This window comes from Corynebacterium parakroppenstedtii, from assembly GCF_019754935.1.
Taxonomy (GTDB): domain Bacteria; phylum Actinomycetota; class Actinomycetes; order Mycobacteriales; family Mycobacteriaceae; genus Corynebacterium; species Corynebacterium parakroppenstedtii.
In genome coordinates this window covers 1148113-1165918 of sequence record NZ_JAGSOA010000001.1, presented here as the reverse complement: position 1 = coordinate 1165918, position 17806 = coordinate 1148113, and the positions used below count along the sequence as shown (strand labels likewise).

General features: G+C 58.7%; 12 protein-coding genes and 2 pseudogenes. All 14 read left to right on the top strand.

Features of this window, described 5'->3' with window-relative positions:
• Positions 1-57 precede the first annotated feature (57 nt).
• The 14 genes and pseudogenes from KCQ76_RS04935 to rfbB all read left to right on the top strand — a co-directional run bounded on the left by KCQ76_RS04935 (position 58) and on the right by rfbB (position 17459).
• Entirely contained in the window at positions 58-1716 is a 1659-nt protein-coding gene (locus KCQ76_RS04935; RefSeq protein ID WP_046203220.1) for a bifunctional uroporphyrinogen-III C-methyltransferase/uroporphyrinogen-III synthase, read from the top strand.
• Positions 1717-1751: 35 nt separating this feature from the next.
• Positions 1752-2801, top strand: coding sequence for a porphobilinogen synthase (gene hemB, locus KCQ76_RS04930; RefSeq protein WP_046203219.1), 1050 nt, complete (start codon positions 1752-1754; stop codon positions 2799-2801).
• Positions 2802-2920: 119 nt separating this feature from the next.
• The gene (locus tag KCQ76_RS04925) at positions 2921-3886 is read left to right on the top strand and encodes a hypothetical protein (RefSeq protein WP_046203218.1); all 966 of its coding nucleotides are present in this window, start codon (positions 2921-2923) and stop codon (positions 3884-3886) included.
• 33 nt (positions 3887-3919) lie between these two features.
• Complete coding sequence (locus KCQ76_RS04920; protein ID WP_046205076.1) at positions 3920-4375, top strand: hypothetical protein; 456 nt, start codon at positions 3920-3922, stop codon at positions 4373-4375.
• Positions 4366-7017: a heavy metal translocating P-type ATPase gene (locus KCQ76_RS04915; RefSeq protein ID WP_052723080.1), complete on the top strand. Its 2652-nt coding sequence runs from the start codon at positions 4366-4368 to the stop codon at positions 7015-7017. The genes KCQ76_RS04920 and KCQ76_RS04915 overlap by 10 nt, the downstream gene beginning before the upstream one ends.
• A 147-nt stretch (positions 7018-7164) precedes the next feature.
• Positions 7165-7596: pseudogene (locus KCQ76_RS10790) on the top strand (ribonuclease H family protein); the annotation flags it as partial.
• A 117-nt stretch (positions 7597-7713) separates the two neighbouring features.
• Entirely contained in the window at positions 7714-9006 is a 1293-nt protein-coding gene (gene hemL, locus KCQ76_RS04910) for a glutamate-1-semialdehyde 2,1-aminomutase (RefSeq protein WP_060942065.1), read from the top strand.
• Between the two features lie 4 nt (positions 9007-9010).
• Positions 9011-9571, top strand: a pseudogene (locus KCQ76_RS04905) (histidine phosphatase family protein); the annotation flags it as partial.
• Between the two features lie 331 nt (positions 9572-9902).
• Positions 9903-10595 (top strand): TlpA disulfide reductase family protein, encoded by a 693-nt coding sequence (locus KCQ76_RS04900; RefSeq protein ID WP_046203300.1) that lies wholly within the window; start codon positions 9903-9905, stop codon positions 10593-10595.
• Positions 10595-11401, top strand: a complete 807-nt coding sequence (locus tag KCQ76_RS04895) for a cytochrome c biogenesis CcdA family protein (RefSeq protein ID WP_046203215.1) — start codon at positions 10595-10597, stop codon at positions 11399-11401. Before KCQ76_RS04900 ends, KCQ76_RS04895 begins: the two co-directional genes overlap by 1 nt.
• A gap of 171 nt (positions 11402-11572) precedes the next feature.
• Positions 11573-13144, top strand: a complete 1572-nt coding sequence (locus KCQ76_RS04890) for a cytochrome c biogenesis protein ResB (RefSeq protein WP_221914827.1) — start codon at positions 11573-11575, stop codon at positions 13142-13144.
• A gap of 130 nt (positions 13145-13274) precedes the next feature.
• On the top strand, positions 13275-14456 hold the full coding sequence (gene ccsB / locus KCQ76_RS04885) for a c-type cytochrome biogenesis protein CcsB (RefSeq protein ID WP_046205077.1): 1182 nt from the start codon (positions 13275-13277) through the stop codon (positions 14454-14456).
• 437 nt (positions 14457-14893) lie between these two features.
• Positions 14894-16366 (top strand): dicarboxylate/amino acid:cation symporter, encoded by a 1473-nt coding sequence (locus tag KCQ76_RS04880; RefSeq protein ID WP_231725453.1) that lies wholly within the window; start codon positions 14894-14896, stop codon positions 16364-16366.
• Positions 16367-16427: 61 nt separating this feature from the next.
• On the top strand, positions 16428-17459 hold the full coding sequence (rfbB, locus tag KCQ76_RS04875; RefSeq protein ID WP_046203213.1) for a dTDP-glucose 4,6-dehydratase: 1032 nt from the start codon (positions 16428-16430) through the stop codon (positions 17457-17459).
• The last annotated feature ends 347 nt before the right edge of the window (positions 17460-17806 follow it).

Genomic DNA, 17806 nt, shown 5'->3' with positions numbered 1-17806 from the left:
ATTTATTCTCTTTTAGTCAAAATTAGCCGCGGTTCGACCCCGCTTTAAAGGATCTCCATGACCAACTCGACTCCAGGGCGCATCCTGTTCGTCGGTGCCGGCCCCGGTAACCCCGACCTCTTAACGGTGCGCGCACGAGAAGTTCTGACATCTATTGCGGACGCATGGGTGGACGACGGCGTCGGTGAATCTATTTGCCGTCTCGTGGGACATGATGTCCCCGTCCCTCGCGAGAAAGTAGAGGAAGCCGAGCAAGAGTTTGCCCGGATGGTGGAGGAAGCGAAAGCAAAAGGGTCGCGTCGGCGGCCAACGCCCCCTCCGCCCCCAACGGCGGCGAATATACGCAGCCCCGAAGGCGACCCCCAGGCAACGGCCGACGCCATGTTGGCTCAGGCCGCGACGGGAACCGATGTTATTCGTCTGGTAGCGGGCAACCCCCTGGGCAACACTTCAGTCTTAGCTGAGATTAGCGCCGTGGCTGCTCAGGATGCCGATTTCCAGGTCGTGCCAGGAATGTCGGTTCCCTCGACGGTTCCGTCATTCGCTGGAATTGCCGTCGGCTCAAGTTTTACCGAAACCGATGTGACGGGTAGCGATGACACGGCGACGTGGGATCGGCTTGCCCAGGCGCCCCAGCCGCTGGTTCTTCAGGCGGAGGCGCAGGACCTTCCTGTCATCGAGTCTCGGCTGGTGGATCGTGGTCTGCCCGAGAGCACGCCGGCCACCGTCACGGTGAACGGTACCACTCGCTTGCAGAAAACCTGCGACGTTACCTTAGGTACCTTGACATCGTGCGAAGGGGACCTACCAGGGCACCTGGTGGTCACCATTGGTGTTGAGGTCGGTGCGCGCAACAAGTATTCGTGGTGGGAAAACCGGGCATTGTACGGCTGGTCCGTCTTGGTGCCCCGCGCGAAGTCGCAGGCAGGACCAATGAGTACCCGTTTAGCTCAGCACGGTGCTATCCCGTGGGAAGTACCGACGATATCTGTGGAACCACCGCGCAGCCCGGCCCAAATGGAACGTGCGATTAAAGGCCTGGTTGATGGGCGCTACCAGTGGATCGTTTTCACGTCGGTGAACGCGGTGAAAGCCGTGTGGGAAAAGCTGACAGCGATCGGTTTGGATGCCCGTGCTTTCGCCGGAGTGAGTATCGCGACCGTCGGGAAGAAAACCGCGAAAGCCGTGACGGACCTAGGCATTAACCCCGAACTCATGCCCCCGGCCAATGCCCGGTCCGCGTCGGGACTAGTGGATGTTTTCCCACCCTACGATAGCGATATTGACCCCGTGAACAGGGTTTTTCTTCCGCGTGCGGATATCGCCACCGACGTTTTGGTCGACGGCCTCATTGACTTGGGCTGGGACGTGGACGACGTCGTGGCCTACCGCACCGTACGCGCGGCCCCGCCCAGTGCTGATATTCGCCACATGATCAAGTCGGGCGGATTCGATGCGGTGTGCTTTACGTCATCGTCGACCGTGAAAAACCTCGTTGGAATCGCTGGAAAACCCCACCAGCGCACGATTATTGCCTGCATCGGCCCGATGGCGGCGGCAACAGCGAAAGAATGCGGTCTGCGCGTTGACGTCGTGCCAGAAGAAGCCGGGGTCCCCGAACTCGTGGACGCGCTCGCCGAACACGTGGCAGGTTTGCGTGCGGCGGGGCAACTGCCGCCTCCCCGGAAAGTGCGGAAGAAGAAAAAGTCCTCGTAAGTAGCACTGTGGGACCACGTAGTACCCTGGGGCGCATGTCACAAACTAACGAATTCTCTCAGAGCACGAACCGCACATCCCGCGATAGCTTAGGTCTTCAACGCCGCCCCCGTCGGTTGCGGACGTCGGCGACAATGCGGGACTTCGTTGCCGAGACTCGTTTAGATCCGGCCAACCTGATTCAGGTTTTATTTGTCCGCGATGGCATTGACCAGCCGGAAGAAATCCCCTCCATGCCGGGGCAGTACCAGCACACGGTGTCCTCTCTTATCGACGCCGTTCGCGAAGCTCGTGACGCCGGCGTTCGGTGCGTTGACCTCTTCGGCATTCCCCTCGAGGAGGAGAAAGACGCCCAAGGGTCCGAGGCATGGAACCCCGACGGCATCCTTAACCGCGGAATCGCCGCGGTACGCAAAGAATTCGGCGACAGCATCCTGGTCATGGCCGATACCTGCCTGGACGAATTCACCGATCACGGGCACTGCGGAGTGCTGACGGAAGACAAGCATGGGACCGTCGTTGTGAATAATGACGAGACCGTGCCGCTCTACGTGAAGATGGCGGTATCGCAGGCCAAGGCGGGGGCGCACATTGTCAGCCCATCAGGGATGATGGATGGGCAAGTCGCGGAGATCCGACGTGGCCTCGACGATGCTGGCTATGAGGACGTGTCCATCATGGCGTATTCGGCGAAGTACGCGTCAGCATTCTTCGGGCCATTCCGTGATGCCGTGGGCTGCTCATTGCAGGGTGATAGGAAGGCCTACCAGCAGGATCCTGCGAATCGGCGTGAATCGTTGCTCGAAGTGCAGCTGGATATCGACGAAGGCGCGGACATGGTGATGGTCAAGCCGGCCATGGCGTACTTGGATGTGGTTCGTGAGGTAGCGGACTTCTCGCCCGTTCCCGTGGCCGCGTATCAGGTCAGCGGTGAGTACTCCATGATTGAGGCGGCCGCGCAGAATGGGTGGATTGATAGGCGACGCATCGTGCTTGAATCATTGACCTCTATCCGGCGGGCCGGGGCGGACATGATCTTCACGTACTATGCCACTGAAGTAGCCCACTGGTTGAAGGACAACTAAGTCACGCGGTTCAGGGCCGTGGAATGAGTCACACCCGGTCACGACGCTGACCACACTACCGAACCGAGCTAGACTGAGCCCCCGCTGCGGTAGTCTGCCACCCCGTATTGGAGGAATTTATGGCTTCACCTGAGCACACACATCCGTCCCCCACGCTGCGAATGGCATCTGCCCCCGGCGGATCACCCGCACCGGAACCCTCGCCCGCGCCGGGATCCGGGCCTACACCCGGTTCGGGGCCGACGCCAGGGCAGCCGACTCCTGCTCCGCCGTCGACACCAGGACAGTCAGGGTCGTCGGGTTTAGGTGAACCAGCCCCAGGAGAACCAGGTGTCAGTGGCGATCCACTTCCCGGAGGTGAACCGGCCCTAGGAGGAGCGCAGAACCCGGGAAACTCCAACCGTGGGTACGGCCCGGACAGTACGGATGGCGGATACAGCCCGGATGACGCGAATCGTGGGTACGGGGTGGCGCCGCAGGCGGTGACCGGGTCTCCGTCGTCGAACAATGACGGTGATAAGAAAACGAAGCCTGAACCACTTCAAGATATTAAGGATGCGCGGACAGCGTGGATGTGGACCGCACTCCTACAGGCGATTCTTGGTGTGCTGACGGGAATTGAAGTCATCGCGAACCCGTCGATTCTGGATAGTGCCATCAAACAGGCTGAAGATACGTATGGCATGTCGGCAGATAATGTCAGTAATTCGGCCATCGCCTCTGTCAGTGGCGTGATGATCGCCGTGTTTTACATCGTCGCTAGCTTGGTCGCAGTTCTCCTGATCAGACAATTCGTGAAGGGAAAGAAGTGGACGCGATTCCTCTTGATCGTGGGATCCGCCTACCTAATTATTAATGGTGTAAGCGGTGCATTCGCGGTGCCGGACGTCGGTTCGAATGTGTTTGTATGGGCAACAGGCTCGCTGGGTATTGTCTCGGCCGTGTTGTCGGCGGTAGGTATTTGGTTTTCTACCCGGCCGCCAGCATCCGATTATCTGCGGGGAACATCCTCTAAGGACGATTCTGGGGACCCTGGAGACTCCAACACTTCCGGTCACTCCGGCGATCGGAACACTCGAAAATAGTACAGAAAAGGTATCGGCACGTAAGGTACAAGTATGCCGATGTCCAGCACCGATAGTGAATCCACCTCCTCATCAGGAGATCAACCACGCCCACCTGCGGTTACGGTAGCCCGGTGGGTGTTTATTATCGCTGCGTTGCTGATGGTTCTGGCCGGCCTGATTTTAGCTAGCGCCAACTACACCGGCCATGAGAACTCTGACTTCATTCACGCGTGGGAACGGAATATGCGAATAGTCGGTATTGCCAATGTTCTTCTGGGGTGTGCCATCGGTTTCGCAGTGGCCCCCATGTCGGCAGGTAGCCGACGTGCCCGGGGCGTGCTGATTGCATTGACGGCCGGCGGAATTGCTCTTAATATCATGGCTTTCGTTATCCACGTCGGCGGTTTTGTCCTAGCCCTCATCGCTGTTCTTCTGGCCATCGCTGTGATGTGTATGGTCCAGCCGTCCGCACGATCGTATTTCGGAGTTCGCTCGCTATGGCAGTAAAAAAATCGGCTGTAGAAGACCAAATGCCAGATAGCTCACCCAAGAAGCCCACACCGGGCGAGCCCACGACAGATTTTCCGCGGCACCGTCGCCCCTATGGTTCCCACTCGGGGAAGTACTCACCCCGGAATAACCGACGCGCGGCGGATGGTTCGCTACTTCCCGCTGACCCGGAGTCCCTGGAAAAGTCTGAAACCGCTATCAAAGCGGCGGTCGACGCTGCCCGCGATTTGGGGGTCGAGCGTCGCCACGCGGGTCTGCTGAATGACGAGGATGAAGAGCAGTCATACCACTCGTTCACCTTGGAGTTGGACGGGCTTGAGGACGCCGTCCACGCGGGTGATATCGAAAAGATGCTCTCGGATGTCGACGGTGTGACTGCCCGCATTGTCTACGGAAACCCATCGACGGCATGGATTTCTGCACCGAGTTCGATGTCGGTGGATCACATCATTTCGATCCTCCAGGCCAGCGGCGTGAGTGCCGTCAAAAAATTGGGGTCAGTGTACCGTCAGGTCATTGAATCCGAGGCCGAGAAGGAAAGAAGAGAACGGAAGCGACGTCGGCATCGTCGGCACAACGAGTCGTTCTTGTCTCGCCATCCATTCCGGGTGAAGAAACCGGACAACATGGAGGCGCTGTTTACCGCGCGCGCTTTAATCACGAAGCTTCGGCTTATTGTGGCGGTGGCGCTGTCGGTGCCGGTCGTCGCCATCGCCCTTTTCCCGCGGCTTCAGTTTCCGTACTGGCAGTGGGTGTCGGCGGGATTGGCGTTGCCCGTCGTGTCCTACTGTGCGTGGCCCTTCCACCGGGCAGCCGTCGGCGGTCTTCGCAGAAAGATGGCCGCGCTTGATTCTGCAACATCACTGGCCGTGACCGTCGCATATGTGTGGTCTGTGGGCACCGTCGTTTTTATGCGGCCGCAGGGTGATTGGACGTCGGCACCCAAATGGCTTGTCTTCCAGCACCAACCGCAAGTCTTTTTCGACGTCGCCTGTGGAGCAACCACCCTGGTTCTTCTGGGGCGGCTACTGTCACGACGCAATCGCTTGCACAGCATGGAGCTACTGTCCACACACAACGTGGATTCGGGGATGATGGTCACCGTCATTCGTCGGACTGCCGATGGGCCACGGAAGCAGTCTGTCAGCGCAGCAGAGCTCCACCCTGGTGAGGACATTCTGGTCGGGCCGGGCGACATTATTCCCGTCGACGGAGTTGTTGTTGGCGGATCGTCGTTAATTAGTCCGGGGCCGGTGTCGGGGCACAGTAACCGAACCGTCGTCAAGGTTAATTCCCATATTTACGCTGGTGGGCGCAATATGGGGGATACTCTCAAGATCCGTGTCGATCGGTCCGGACATACGACGCGTCTGGCGGCCATGCACCGTTGGGTCGAGGAGTGCGATTATGCGGAGCATATGGCGACCCGCACCGCGACCCGGTCAGCATCGCTCCTTGTCCCCTGGGCGATAGTGCTGGCCGTGATGTGCTTCCTGAACTGGTTCCTCATTATGAAGGACGCGGCGGGTGCCCTGGCGACAAGTTTGGCGGTGCTCACGGGGGTGGGGCCGGTGTCCCTGGCTATCTCCACGACGTTGGCCTCGCGGTTAGGGCTGGCCCGAGCGATTAGCCGTGGCATCTTATTCCGCGACGAGCAAGTGATGTGGGATCTGGGCGAATGTGACATGCTGCTTTTCAACCGCGTCGGTACGTTGACCACCGGAAACATGAAAGTGGAGAGCGTGACTGCGGCGGAAGGCGAAAACGCTGACTTGATCCTTCGTGTGGCGGGTGCCCTGGCCATGGAGAGCGATCATGGGGTCTCTCGTGCATTGGTGAAAGCTGCCCGTGAATCTCGTGACCTGGGAGCCGGAGGGAACAGTGTTCCTCACTGGATTGAGGTGACGGGCGAGCAGATCACCGACAACGGGTCCTTTATTGGCACCGTGGATATTCCGATTCGCGGCGAGATGAGTTCTGTGAAAGCTGCGCTATGGCGGCCCCGCGACTTGTCTGAACTGAAAGATGATCGCCTTGCAATGGCGGCGATCTCTGGTGGCACCCCCTTGGTGGTGTCCTGGAAGAACAAGAACCGTGGCGTTATTACCGTGATCGACGCGACGAAGGACGACGCGGCGGAGGCCATCGAGCAGCTGGAAGATATGGGTATTGAGACGGGAATGTTATCCCGTGATACCTACCCAGTGGCCAAGAAATCCGCGGATAGTTTGGGCATGAGCTTGGTTCTGGCCGGGATCGCGCCATCGCGTAAAGGGGCGGCCGTGCGATCCATGCACCGCGAAGGCTACAGCGTCGCCCTCGTTGGTGACCGCGACTTGATGAAGTACCTGGCGGTGGCCGACGTCGGCATTCTCGTCGGTGCTGCAGATTGCTTGGACACGGTTGATGCGTCGGTCGTTATCCTTCGCGACGAGGTGCGCGCCGTTCCTGACGCGGTGAACTTGGCGACGAAGGTGCGGCGTGTTGGTAAGGGCAATATGAACTTTTCGCGTGCATATAACACCTTTGCGCTGGTGGGCGGGGCGTTGTCAATTATTAACCCCTTGGTGTCTACGTTCTTGATGCTTTTGGGCTCAACCGTGATTGAGATGCGCACCCTGACGTTGCGGCGGGCGTAGCGCTTGGGGGTCGCGCCTGTAGGCATCGCCGCGTCAGCTGTGTGAGGTGTGGGCTGCGCGGAATGGTGTGTAACCCGCGTCGCCGCGTTGGCCGTGGATAACGGCACTTATGGTCCCGTGTCCTAGGTGCCGTTTACACTGAGCGTCATGACAATTACGGCTGCGGTTGATGGATCGGCGATTGGAAATCCAGGCCCGTCGGGGTGGGCCTGGTACATTGATGACGCTCATTGGGCTGCTGGGGGATGGGCACACGGAACGAATAACAAGGGCGAGCTTGAGGCTGTCCGTCAGTTGTTACGTGTAACCGAATATATGTGCGATAGAGATGGCATTCCGGAGAAATTGGAGATTTTCTGCGACTCCCAGTACGTCATTAATTCGGTAACCAAGTGGGTTCATGGGTGGAAGAAAAAAGGCTGGAAAACGTCGAATGGGAAACCCGTCCTGAACCTGGAGCAAATCAAGGAGATCGACGAACTGCTTACACGTCGTCGGAAGAATGGGGCTGAGGTGACATTCCGGTGGGTTAAGGGGCACGCCGGGCATGAACTCAACGAGGCTGCTGATAGCCGCGCGAATGCGGCAGCGATGGCGTATAAGCGTCGGCAAGAACCAGAGCGGGGGCCGGGGTATTCGCGCAAGGCGACGTCCTCCACCGATGAGTGTGGGCAGTTAGCGGTGGAGTTCCCTACCATGAAAACTATGACTCGTAGTAGTGATTTATTCTCACAAGCTCGTGAATTAATCCCGGGTGGGGTGAATTCCCCGGTGCGGGCATTCGGCTCCGTGGGGGGTACGCCACTGTTCATTGACTCCGCGAGGGGGAGCCACCTGCGGGATGTCGATGGAAACGAGTACGTGGATTTAGTGTCATCGTGGGGTCCGATGCTGCACGGCAACGCCCATCCCGCGATTGTGGAGGCCGTCCAGGAAGCGGCGACGAAGGGCTTATCGTTCGGCGCACCCACTGCTGCAGAAAATAGCCTGGCTAAGGAAATTATCGACCGCACCGCAGTGGACGAAGTGCGTATGGTCAACTCCGGAACCGAGGCAACCATGTCCGCGGTGCGGTTGGCGCGCGGCTTCACCGGCCGGTCAACGGTCGTGAAGTTTGCGGGGTGCTATCACGGGCACGTCGATTCCCTCTTGGTCTCGGCGGGCAGTGGTGTGGCGACCTTCGGTTTGCCGGATTCACCAGGCGTGACCCAGAGTGACACCATCGTGGTCCCCTACAACGATCTCGACGCGGTTCGTGACGCCTTCGAGCAACACCCCGACGACATCGCCTGCGTGATCGCGGAGGCTGCGGCCGGGAATATGGGGACCGTCGCGCCCCATGAGGGTTTCAATGCCGGACTTAAGGACATCGCCCACGAGTATGGTGCTCTTCTTATTCTCGACGAGGTTATGACGGGTTTCCGCACATCGCATGAGGGCTGGTACGGCGTCGATGGTGTGGCGGGCGACCTCGTCACCTTCGGCAAGGTTGTCTCGGGCGGGCTGCCAGCTGCAGCATTTGGTGGCCGACGCGACATCATGTCGTACCTTGCGCCGGAGGGCCCTGTGTACCAGGCGGGGACTTTGTCGGGTAACCCCGTAGCGATGGCTGCTGGGTTAGCGTCATTGCGTCTGGCAGATGAGAAGTGTTACGCGACGATCCGCGCGAATGCTGACCGGTTGGAGAACTTGCTGCACGAGGCTCTGGAGCGTGAGAGCGTTGCCCACCACATCCAGCGCGCGTCGACGTTCCTGTCGGTGCGGTTTGCCGAGGGTGAGGGGCATAATTTCGCGGATATGCAAGCCGCGGACACGTTCCGTTACGCCCCGTTCTTCCACGAGCTGTTAGACAATGGTGTGTACACGGCTCCGTCGCCGTTTGAGACCTGGTTTGTATCTACGGCGTTGACCGACGAAGATTTCTCTCGCATTGAATCTGCATTGCGTCCTGCCGCGAAGGCGGCCGCAGCGGCCACCAAGGAGGGCTAAGTACGTGTCCACGATTGTCCACCTCGTCCGTCATGGCGAGGTCTTCAACCCGGATCGCATTCTGTATGGCCGCTTACCCGGCTATCACTTGAGCGATCGTGGACGCGTCATGGCGTCGATGTGTGCTCGCGCCTTCAGGGATCATGATGTGACAGTGGTGAAAGCATCGCCTTTGGTGCGCGCTCAGGAAACTGCCGAGCCCTTCAAGAAGGTGACCGGTGTGGATATCGAGATTGATGATGACCTCATCGAGGCTGGAAATGAGCTAGAAGGGCACCGGATCAAGGGATGGCGCTCCCAGCTGTGGAACCCTAAATTGTGGCATCATCTGACAGAACCGATGCAGCCCAGTTGGGGCGAGCCTTACCAGGACATTTGTGACCGGATGTGGATTGCAGTCGGACGAGCGCGTGAAGAAGCTCGTGGCCACGAGGCTGTGCTGGTTTCCCACCAGCTTCCTATCGTGATGCTGCAGCGTGATTACGCTGGCAAAGCGTTGGCCCATAATCCGGCGGTTCGTCAGTGTTCACTGGCCAGCGTGACCAGCCTTATTTTCGACGATGACGATGCTGCGCTGGCGGGTTCCGCTGCGCAGGTGGGCAACCCCGCGCAGGTCAGCTCGGTTGCACAAGTGGGCGCGCCGGGTGTGACACGTGAAACGACGTCGCGTGCGTCGGCGGATGCTCGTGCGGCGGACAAGGCCTCGAGGATTCGTGCCCAAGTGAGTGATGTGGTCTATAGCGAGCCAGCACATGGCGTATAGGTCCGGCACGTGGCGTATAGGTGATGACGATATGGGCCGAAGTCAGTGTGAGGTGGTGTGAGTGATGAAGAAGACGACATCCGCTAGCCCAAAGGTGGCTGCCTACGGTGGCCGGCCGGCACGTACGCACAGAATGACCCATCGTCAGGCTTGGGCGCGATCCGTACGTCACACTGTAGTGTCGGCACTTGTGGCCTGTGCCGTGGCTGCGGTGGGGGCTACCACACTGACCGCCTGTGGTTCTGACGAAACGGCTGGTAAAGACGCGGTCGCCGTCGGCGGAAATTTCAGCTTCGTCTCCCCGGGTGGCCAGTTGGTCATTAAGTACGACCAGAAAGATCGCAAGCCAGTAAAAGACCTATCCGGTTCGTCGTTAATGGAGCCGGATAAGACAATTAAGTTGTCGGATTTCGATAACCAAATCGTGGTGCTGAACGCCTGGGGGCAGTGGTGTGCCCCGTGCCGCACTGAGGTCGATGACCTGCAAGAAATTCAGGATGACCTGCAAAAAGGGCCGGGGAACGGGGCTGACGGTTCGGATGATTCCGGCACGTCGAAAAGCAAACCAGCCGGCACTGTTCTCGGGATCAACGTCCGTGATTTCAACAAGCAGGCCGCGCAGGATTTCGTCAAAGATAACGACATCACCTACCCGAGCATCTACGATCCCTCGTTCAAATCTGCTATCTCTCTAGGCGGAATCCCCGCATCCGTCGTGCCGACGACGATTGTCCTCGATAAACAACACCGGCCAGCGGCGGTATTCCTCCGCGAAGTCAATGTGAAAGAAATCATGGACGTTGTGAACACCCTGGAGAAGGAATAATGATCCCCGCCCAGGTTCATGTTGATGTCGGTTCCGTTTTTGCGAACACCGCCGCGTCGGGCCCGCTACTCCTTGCGTTAGGCGCTGCCGCGCTGGCAGGCCTTGTCTCTTTCGCAAGCCCATGCGTCATCCCGCTGGTGCCTGGCTATATTTCCTACCTTGCCGGTGTCGTCGGCGCGGAAAGTGACATCACAGCCGAGGGGACAAAAGTTCGCTCCCACCGTGGCCGCGTGGCTGGGGCTGCGCTGCTTTTCGTCGCCGGTTTTACGGTGGTCTTCGTTTTAGCGACGGCATCCATCTTTGGCGCTATCTCCGCCCTCCAGATGAACAACGAGCTTCTCCAACGCGTCGGGGGCGTTGTCACCATTGTGATGGGCGTCGTATTCCTGGGGTTCATACCGTTTCTGCAGAATGAACGCCGTATGGCTCCGAAGCATTGGTCCACGTTAATGGGGGCTCCGCTTCTGGGGGCGGTGTTCGCCCTCGGGTGGACGCCATGTTTAGGCCCCACTCTCGCCGGGATTATTAGCATTGCTGCGGGAACCGAAGGGACGACGGCCCTGCGCGGAGTTATCCTCATCATCTTCTACTGCTTGGGGCTGGGGTTACCCTTCGTCATCGTGGCATTGGGCTCTTCCAAAGCGTTATCGAGCGTATCGTGGTTGCGTCGCCACAGTCGCGGGGTTCAAATCGCCGGTGGCGTCGCCTTGATCGTCGTAGGGATTGCCCTGGTCACAGGCCAATGGGCGGTCTTTGTGTCGTGGATCCGGCAGTGGGCAGTGACCAGCACGGTGACACCCATCTAGATCCTTAGCCCACGACCGTGGTTGGGCCCGACCGATGATCGGATTCGGTGGACGCACTTCACCATTGATCTGCCGCATAGACCATAATCGGATAGCAAAAGAAAGGCAGACGATTTGGCGCGCAAACAATTTTCTTCACTGTGGCGTATCCCCTGGCGCTGGTTGACCAGCATGCGGACCGCGCTGATTTTGCTATTCCTCCTGGCCCTCGGCGCAATCCCAGGGGCCATCCTTCCGCAGCGCTCCCTGAACCAAGAGAAAGTAGACACCTACATCGCCGACAACGGCAAGCTCGGGCAGATCTACGACAAGCTCCAGCTCTTCGACGTCTTCTCCTCCACGTGGTTCACCGCCATCTACGTCCTGCTGTTCATATCGCTAGTAGGCTGCATCATCCCCCGCACATGGGAACACTACACAGCGATGCGCTCCCAGCCCGTCCGAGCGCCCAAAAACCTCAACCGGCTGCCCCATTACCGCGCCCGCACCATCCCAGCCAGCGATTTTTCCGACACCGACACCTTCGCGCGCACCCACATCACCCCGAGGTTCAAAAAATGGCACACGCGTGAAACGTCGGCACATGAGGATCGCGCCGGGCAATGGTCGTTCAGCGCGGAACGCGGATACGCCCGCGAATTCTGCAACCTGGTTTTCCACATCGGTCTCACCGTCATGCTGGTTTTCATCGCGGCCGGACGCCTGATGTATTACGAAGGCCAGGTCATCGTCATCGCCGGTAATGAGAACTCGCAGTTTTGCAACTCAGCCGTCGCTAATTTCGATTCCTTCCGCCACGGGGCTCTTGTCGACGGAACGCGACTGTCCCCATACTGCCTGCAGATCGAGGACTTCAAAGCGGACTACTTATCCAACGGACAGGCGAAAATGTTTACGTCCGACATTCGGTACGCCGCGAAGGACGACGTCGATAAGCCCACGTCGGAGTGGACAAAGTACACGCTGAAGGTCAACCACCCGTTGCGGATCGCTGGTGACCGCGTGTACCTGCAGGGACATGGTTATGCGCCGTCGTTCACGGTCAAGTGGCCCGACGGCGAGACGCGCACCGGAGAGATTCAATGGCAGCCGACCGACATGACGAACTTCTTGTCGGCCGGTGCGATGCGGTTCGACCCGCCTGCGGGGATGTATCCTGACCTGCAAGAACGACGGAAAAACCAGTTAGCGATCCAGGGCATGTATGCGCCGACGGCCGTATTTACCGGCGAAAACAACAATGTGCTCTCGGCGTCGCGCTTTCCCACGCAGGACGATGAGGCTGTTGCGATCGACGTGTTCCGCGGCGATGCCGGATTGGATACGGGCGTGGGGCAGAGCATATTCACCCTGGACACGAGCCTGATCCACCAGGGGCTTTTGTCGAAAATTGATCGCGTGAATCTGCGGAAAGGCGAGAAAACCACCCTTAACGACGGGACTGAAATCACCTTTAATGGCGCAAAGCCGTTCGTGAACCTGCAAGTCAGCCACGATCCGACGCAGGGATACCTGCTGGGAATCACGCTTATCATGCTCGCCGGGTTGGTTGAGTCCGTGTCTATTAAACGGCGACGCATGTGGGTGCGCGTCACACCGCAAGACGACGGCAGCGCGCTTGTCGAGACCGCCGGGCTTGCACGTACGGACAGGGCCGGATGGGGCCGGGAGTTTAGCAAATATGCCCGGGCTATCCTGCAGGAACCAGACGACGATGAATACGAGGATGACGAGGAGGATTGATGATAATTGATGGGGACGATTGATGGCGATTATTCATGAGCGGGCCGTGGCGTGCGTCCTGGGCGTATGGCGTGTTTATTGCTCCAAAGTGTGACGTGGAATAGCCTGGGCACAGATCAAGAGGAGAACTATGCCGGTTAATAAGACTCTCGCCTCGTTTTCAGACTTTTCGTTCAAAGTGGCTTTCGCCGTGTACGTCATCGGGCTGATCGTGATGTTGGCCTATTACGTGCGCGAGCGGATGCTTCAAGAGGCATATGAGGACGCTAGTCGTCGTGAGGAAAGCCAGTCCGGAAACCGGTCTGTAGGCCAGGGTGCCTCGGACAAGGAGCTGGTTGGAGCTAGCGCGACGAAATCGGGCGTTGCCTCGGAGGCGTCGGAATCCGGTGTCGCGTCGGTAAGCGTGGGTGCAGGTACTGGCACAGATGATGCTGCCTCCACAACCTCTGCTGATTCGTCGAATCGCGGAGGCTCGCGGGCCGCCTCATTGTGGGGGCGCGTTGCCCACGACCGGCCGGTCATGAGCCAAGCTGAACTCGACGCTCGCCAAGACAGTGTTGATCGCTTGGGGACGTTCGGACAGGGCGTCATTTTCCTCGGGCTGCTGTTCCATGCGGCGTGCGTCATTTTGCGCGGGTTGTCGGCGCACCGCTTCCCGTGGGGCAATTTGTACGAATATGTCGCCTTGGTGTCGCTGGTCGCGATGATCGTCGCCACGGTGGTCCTGACTAAGCGCGAGAACCGCATCATGTGGCCCTGGGTGCTGACCCCCGTGGTTGCGCTGCTGTTCTATGGCGGCATGAAGCTGTACGCGGCATCGGCACCGGTGGTACCCGCGTTGCAGTCATACTGGTTCCCGATTCACGTATCGACGGTGTCCATTGGTGCTGGTTTCGGCCTGATATCCGGAATGTGTAGCTTGGCGTACATCGTGAGGATGTTTCAGCCGGTGGGGCAAGAGCATGGTTTCATGGGAAAAATCGCGGGACCACTGCCGAGTGCCAAGAGACTTGACCGGCTGGCATACCGCACAGCCGTCGTGGCGTTCCCGATTTTCGGGCTCGGCGTGATTTTTGGCGCGATCTGGGCTGAATCGGCGTGGGGGCGCTTCTGGAACTGGGACCCCAAGGAGACCATGTCGTTCGTCACGTGGATCTTGTACGCAGCTTATCTGCATGCTCGAGCCACGACGGGGTGGAAAGACCAGCGAGCAGCGTGGATCAACGTGGTTGCCTTCGGAATTATGGTGTTCAATCTGTTCTTCATCAACCTCGTAGTATCGGGGCTGCACTCGTACGCCGGGTTGAATTAGTTCCGCGGGATTGAGGAAGCCTTTAGGCGAATATGCAGGGGTGAAACGCGCCCAAGAGGGCAGGTAGCTCGGTGTGAACCAAAACTGCGGGGGTATATCTGACCTGGTGGGGAAAGTGCGGGGGGATATGGTCAATTTTTGGCCATTTTTCGCCCATATACCCCCGCAGTTTTTTCCGATGACCATATACCCCCGCAGAATTAGAGAAATCGGCCGACACAAGCGTCGTTAGGAATTAGTAATCCTCATTTCCCACAGGCATGAGGCCAATGGTCTCCGGTTTTCCAGCAGACCTGGATCTCCAAGAGGTCTTGGGCGGTAACCAACTCCTTCGATTATTTCCAGGAAGTTAAATCACGGGCGAGGCTTTGGAAAAGGGGCCGACCTCCTAATAATCTCATTGGGGATAAAAGGTCACATGAAGAGGAAGATCCCTTATGCCCAAGTCGGTCCCACCTGAGCAGCCAGCGAACGAACCCCCTATGGAGGGATCGGCAGAGAATAGTTCCCGCCCGGCCAGCACAGCTCAATCATCTGCGACAACGTGGGCGTCGCACGGCGAAACGAGCGGGACCAGCGCGACTAAGGGAGCCACGGAAAACGACGCGGCCAACAAGGCCAGCACCCCAGAGGACACCACCACCCACCCTAAAAAGTCCATCGGCCAGCGCATTCGCGGTAACCTTTTGTGGCAGATCATCATCGCCATCATCGCGGGCATCGTCTGTTCGTTGTTTTTCCCTGATTGGCTTGCCCGCGTGTTCGTCACGTACAACAGCCTGTTCAGCAACTTCCTGAGCTTCTTCATCCCGGTGCTCATTTTCGCGCTGATCACCCCGGCGATCTCCGGCCTAGGCCGCGGCGCCGGCAAGTGGCTAGCGATTACAACGGGCGTCGCGTACGGCTCGACTATTTTCTCGGGCCTGATCGCCTTTGGCACGGCGTCGGTAGTGTATCCGTGGTTGCTGAAGGGCGACGATCTTTTTAAGGCAAAAACTGTCGACGACGGTGCGCTAAAGCCGTTCTTCGAAATTGAGATGAAGCCACCGTTCGAGGTGATGACGGCCCTCCTGCTGGCGTTCACCGTCGGCGTGGCCATGACGGCGGTGAAGAGCGACACGCTGTACGCGGGCGCGAAGGACCTCGAGCGCGTGATTATGCGCGTGATCAGCAAGTTCGTGATCCCCCTGTTGCCGCCGTTCATTTTCGGCATGTTCTTGTCGATGGGCATGAACGGCAATTTGACGAACACGCTGGTGTCGTTTGCCAAGGTCATCGTGCTGGCCATCGCGATGACGGGGGTTTTACTGCTGTTGCAGTTTTCGGTGACCGGGGGGATCGCGAAGGTCAACCCGTGGCGCGTGTTCAAGAACATGATCCCGGCGTATATCACCGCGCTGGGGACGTCCTCGTCGGCTGCGACCATCCCGGTCACGTACGAGTGCTCGAAGAAGAATGGCGTGAATCCGACGGTCGCCGGTTTCACGGTGCCGTTGTGCGCGACAATTCACCTGGCTGGGTCGATGATGAAAATTTCGCTGTTCGCGTTCGCGATTGTGCAGATGGCGAACATCGACACGACGCCGGCGAAAATGATCGGCTTCGTGCTGATGCTGGGCATCACGATGATTGCTGCGCCGGGCGTGCCGGGGGGCGCGATCATGGCGGCGTCGGGGTTGCTCTCGTCGATGCTGGGCTTTTCTGATTCTGAGGTTGCGATCATGATTGCGGCGTATATCGCGATCGACTCCTTTGGCACGGCGTGCAATGTTACTGGCGATGGTGCCATCGCTCTGATTATCAACCGCATGGTGGGGGATAAGGGCATTAGCCGCAAGGAACTCGAGGACACGCCGACGTATGAGGATGCAATTGCGGAAGCGGAGGCTCGCGAAGCTGCAATGCAGTAGCCGCGCCGGACGCTAGCCCATCCTGACCACTTGGGCCGAACGCTGAGGTACGGTGTTTGCCATGCGCACTGTCTTGGTTACCGGCGGGGCTGGTTTCATCGGCTCGAATTTTGTTCATTACACGCGGGCGCACTATCCCAACGTGAAGATCGTCGTCCTCGACGCGTTGACCTACGCCGGTAATCCGGAGAGCTTAAAGCCCGACGCCACAGACTCCACCGACCTCTGCGAACTGGTCGTCGGCGACGTGTGTGACCAGCCACTCGTCGACAAGCTGGTGAAGTCGGCCGATCAAGTTGTGCACTTCGCCGCGGAAAGCCACAACGATAACTCTCTGCGGGATCCGGCGCCGTTCCTCACAACCAATATCGAGGGTACGGTGACAGTGGCGTCGGCGTGCGTGAAGTATGACGTTCCGCTCCACCACATTTCGACGGACGAGGTGTTCGGGGATCTTCCGATCGGTTCAGGTGAGCGCTTCACGGAGAGGTCGCCGTATCGCCCGTCGTCGCCATATTCGGCGTCGAAGGCGTCGGCGGATCATATGGTCCGCGCGTGGGTGCGCAGTTTCGGGCTGAAGGCCACGATTTCGAATTGTTCGAATAACTACGGGCCCCGGCAGCACCCGGAGAAGCTCATCCCGCGGCAGATCATCGGGCTGATTGGCGGGCGGCGGCCGCGCGTGTATGGCACGGGCGAGAATGTGCGCGATTGGATCCATGTGGACGATCACAACAGTGCCGTGTGGACCATTATCGACGCTGCCCGGCGCGATCCGGCGCTGTACGGCCGCACGTTCCTCATCGGCGCCGATGGGGAGCGGTCCAACTTGGAGATCGTGGGGGATCTTCTCGAGGCATTTGGCCGGCCGCGTGATGATTTCGTGCATGTCACGGATCGGCCGGGCCATGATCGTCGGTACGCGATCGACCCGACGCGGCTCCGCACGGAGCTGGGGTGGGAGCCAACTCATTCTCTTGCCGACGGTCTGCGCGAGACGATTGAGTGGTATCGGAGCAATCACACGTGGTGGGAGGTTGCCGCCAAGGCTGCTGAGGAAAAGTATGCGCTCACCGAGAGGGAGGTCGGGTAGGCCGGGCGCGACCAGGTATTTCGTGGCACCTTGTCCTGTGCGCCGCGCGAAGGTAATTAACAACCCTAATTAGGGTGATATTTTGTTAATACTTTGTTTCCTTCGTTTAGGTAGCGCATCTTCCGTGCTAGATGTATTAATACCATTCTTAAGAGGGGCAAGGAGTTTAACGGTCACCATAAAGCTGAGTCTTTTAAAAATGATGTGAGTATAGTGCCATCCCCTTTTTTAAGGGACTTTTGTGCTTTGTAAACAGCCTTGTGGAGAATCCGTGCTCAGCCTTCTCAGTAGCGTGTTGTCATACTTTTTCTAGTGAGGTAACCACTTAATGAGCTTATTGTTTGGCA

Bases quoted from the DNA above. Each gene is read 5' to 3' on its own strand.
- KCQ76_RS04935 (WP_046203220.1), top strand. From the start codon at position 58: ATGACCAACTCGACTCCAGGGCGCATCCTGTTCGTCGGTGCCGGCCCC.
- hemB (WP_046203219.1), top strand. From the start codon at position 1,752: ATGTCACAAACTAACGAATTCTCTCAGAGCACGAACCGCACATCCCGC.
- KCQ76_RS04925 (WP_046203218.1), top strand. From the start codon at position 2,921: ATGGCTTCACCTGAGCACACACATCCGTCCCCCACGCTGCGAATGGCA.
- KCQ76_RS04920 (WP_046205076.1), top strand. From the start codon at position 3,920: ATGCCGATGTCCAGCACCGATAGTGAATCCACCTCCTCATCAGGAGAT.
- KCQ76_RS04915 (WP_052723080.1), top strand. From the start codon at position 4,366: ATGGCAGTAAAAAAATCGGCTGTAGAAGACCAAATGCCAGATAGCTCA.
- hemL (WP_060942065.1), top strand. From the start codon at position 7,714: ATGAAAACTATGACTCGTAGTAGTGATTTATTCTCACAAGCTCGTGAA.
- KCQ76_RS04900 (WP_046203300.1), top strand. From the start codon at position 9,903: ATGACCCATCGTCAGGCTTGGGCGCGATCCGTACGTCACACTGTAGTG.
- KCQ76_RS04895 (WP_046203215.1), top strand. From the start codon at position 10,595: ATGATCCCCGCCCAGGTTCATGTTGATGTCGGTTCCGTTTTTGCGAAC.
- KCQ76_RS04890 (WP_221914827.1), top strand. From the start codon at position 11,573: ATGCGGACCGCGCTGATTTTGCTATTCCTCCTGGCCCTCGGCGCAATC.
- ccsB (WP_046205077.1), top strand. From the start codon at position 13,275: ATGCCGGTTAATAAGACTCTCGCCTCGTTTTCAGACTTTTCGTTCAAA.
- KCQ76_RS04880 (WP_231725453.1), top strand. From the start codon at position 14,894: ATGCCCAAGTCGGTCCCACCTGAGCAGCCAGCGAACGAACCCCCTATG.
- rfbB (WP_046203213.1), top strand. From the start codon at position 16,428: ATGCGCACTGTCTTGGTTACCGGCGGGGCTGGTTTCATCGGCTCGAAT.